The sequence below is a fragment of the Pseudoflavonifractor sp. HCP28S3_F10 genome, assembly GCF_052065415.1.
GTDB lineage: Bacteria > Bacillota > Clostridia > Oscillospirales > Oscillospiraceae > Pseudoflavonifractor_A.
Genome location: NZ_JBQHUB010000058.1, coordinates 1 through 2,251 on the forward strand (window position 1 = coordinate 1; position 2,251 = coordinate 2,251).

The following is a 2,251-nucleotide window of genomic DNA, read 5'->3' on the forward strand; positions in this document are numbered from 1 at the left end:
ACATTTATATGGTCTGCACCACGTGGGTGGGGACGCGGGTTATATGCTAGACAAGTTGCCCGGCCGAGCCCGGACGCCGCCGCGGCCGGGCCCCCCGCCCCCCCCAGGCCAGGTGGGGCGTGACGATACAGTTGGGCGCGCCGATGAGGGGATCGCCGGAGCGGGGCGGCTCCTGTTCCAGCACATCCATGGCGGCACCGCCCACCTTGCCGGAGCACAGGGCATCCCGCAGGTCGGCGCCGTTGATCAGAGGTCCCCGGGCGGTGTTGATGAGCAGGACGCCGTCCTTCATCCGGGCGATGGCGTCCCGGTCAATGAAGCCCCGGTTCTCCTCGGTCAGGGGGCAGTGGAGGGAGATAACGTCGGATCGGGAGAACAGCTCCTCCACGGTCACGGCCCGTACCCCGTCGGCGGGAAGTACATGGGCGGAGGTGGTGACCACCTCCATGCCGAAGGCGGCGGCGATCCTGGCGACAGCCCGCCCGATGGAGCCGAAGCCGATGATGCCCATGGTCTTGCCGGCAAGCTCGGAGAGGGGGCGCTGCCAGTAGCAGAAGTCGGCGCATGTCTGCCAGGCGCCGGACTTCACGCTCTCGCTGTGGAGCCCCGCATGGTTGGTCAGCTCCAGCAGAAGGGCAAAGGTGTGCTGGGCCACGGCGTCGGTGCTGTAGGCGGGGACGTTGGTGACCACCACGCCGTGCTCCCGGGCGGCGGCCAGGTCCACCACATTGTAGCCGGTGGCGGTGACGCCCACATAGCGCAGGTTAGGGCAGGCCTCAAAAACAGCGCGGTCCAGCAGGACCTTGTTGGTAAAAACGATCCCGGCGCCGCCGATGCGTGGGACCGTCTCCTGCGGGCCGGTGCGGTCGTAGACTGTCAGGTCTCCGTAAGCCTCCAGAGGCGACCAGTCCAGGTCGCCGGGGTTGAGCGTGTGTCCGTCCAGAACGACGAGCTTCATAGCAGATTCCTCCAGAATGGCCGGGACGGGGCGGTTCTTTTACCCCTTCAGGGCCGAATAACGATATAGTACCAGATTTTGACCGCTTTGCAATGGCGGCGGCAAAAAAAGTCTTGACTCTGACGTAACGTCAACTGATATCATACCCTCAGCGGACAAAGGAGGGAAGCATATGGAGTACTCGATCCAGGAGCTGTCGCGCCTGTCCGGGGTGACTGCCCGCACCCTGCGCTGGTACGACAAGATCGGTCTGCTCAAGCCCCGCCGGGTGGCGGAGAGCGGCTACCGCTATTACGGCGCGGCGGAGGTGGACCGTCTGCAGGACATCCTGTTTTACCGGGCTCTGGGGGTAGAGCTGGCCCGGATCAGGCAATGCCTGGACGATCCCGCCTTTGACCGTCTGGCCGCACTGCGCAGCCATCTGACCGCTCTGGAGGGCGAGAAGGCGCGGCTGGAACAGCTTATCCGATCGGTACGGGACACCATCGGAGCACAGGAAAGGAATGAGATCATGCACGACGAACAGAAATTCGAGGCGTTCAAGCGCCGGGCTGTGGAGCACAATGAGGAGACCTACGGAAAGGAGGCCAGGGAGAGGTACGGCGACCGCCAGGTGGATGACGCCAACCGGGCAGTGCTGGGCCTGACCGGGGAGCAATATCAAATGTGGAACGAACTGGAGGAGGAGATCCGGGGCCGGCTGGAGGACGCCGTCCACGCCGGGCTGGACCCAACCGGCGAAGAGGGGCGGGAGATCGTCCGGCTCCACCGCCGCTGGCTGGAGGTCACCGTGAAGCCGTGTGACGGGGCCCGCCAGCGGGGGATCGCGGAGCTCTATGTGGCGGATGAGCGTTTTGCTGCTCACTATGACAGGAACGTGCCCGGCTGTGCCCGCTTTCTGCGGGACGCAGTGGTGCGCTGGGCGGAGTAAGACTGCCATGACAGGCAAAGGAGCCCGGGGCCTCACAGCTCCGGGCTCCTTTACAGTTTCACAAAGCGGCGTGGACGTTGGGATTTCAAGAAATTTCCTTGCGTTTTAGTGTAGAAAAAGGCCCCCGCCTTTTGGCGGGGGCCTGGAGCTGGAGGCCGGACTTGAACCGGCGACCTATTGATTACGAATCAATTGCTCTGCCAACTGAGCTACACCAGCATATGTGGTTGAAGGGGTCTCAACAGAAAAATAATATAGCATATTTTTGGGGATCCGTCAATCCGTTTGACTGTTTTTCCGGAAGGGAAAAGCGGGCCCCCCCCCCCCGATGGCGGGGGGCCGCGGCGGGCTATCCAACAGTG

Annotated in this window: 2 protein-coding genes and 1 tRNA gene; 1 reads left to right on the forward strand and 2 read right to left on the reverse strand. The window is 63.6% G+C overall.

The genetic code is table 11. The features are described from left to right. Nucleotides 1-46: 46 nt before the first annotated feature. Entirely contained in the window at nt 47-958 is a 912-nt protein-coding gene (locus ACTNBZ_RS14230) for a D-2-hydroxyacid dehydrogenase (protein ID WP_441210926.1), read from the reverse strand. A gap of 172 nt (nt 959-1,130) precedes the next feature. On the opposite strand from ACTNBZ_RS14230, the gene ACTNBZ_RS14235 reads away from it, so the two are divergent. After that, nucleotides 1,131-1,889 (forward strand): MerR family transcriptional regulator, encoded by a 759-nt coding sequence (locus ACTNBZ_RS14235; RefSeq protein WP_441210928.1) that lies wholly within the window; start codon nt 1,131-1,133, stop codon nt 1,887-1,889. Between the two features lie 143 nt (nt 1,890-2,032). Here ACTNBZ_RS14235 and ACTNBZ_RS14240 read toward each other — a convergent pair. After that, a tRNA-Thr gene (locus ACTNBZ_RS14240) sits at nt 2,033-2,108 on the reverse strand. Between the last annotated feature and the right edge of the window lie 143 nt (nt 2,109-2,251).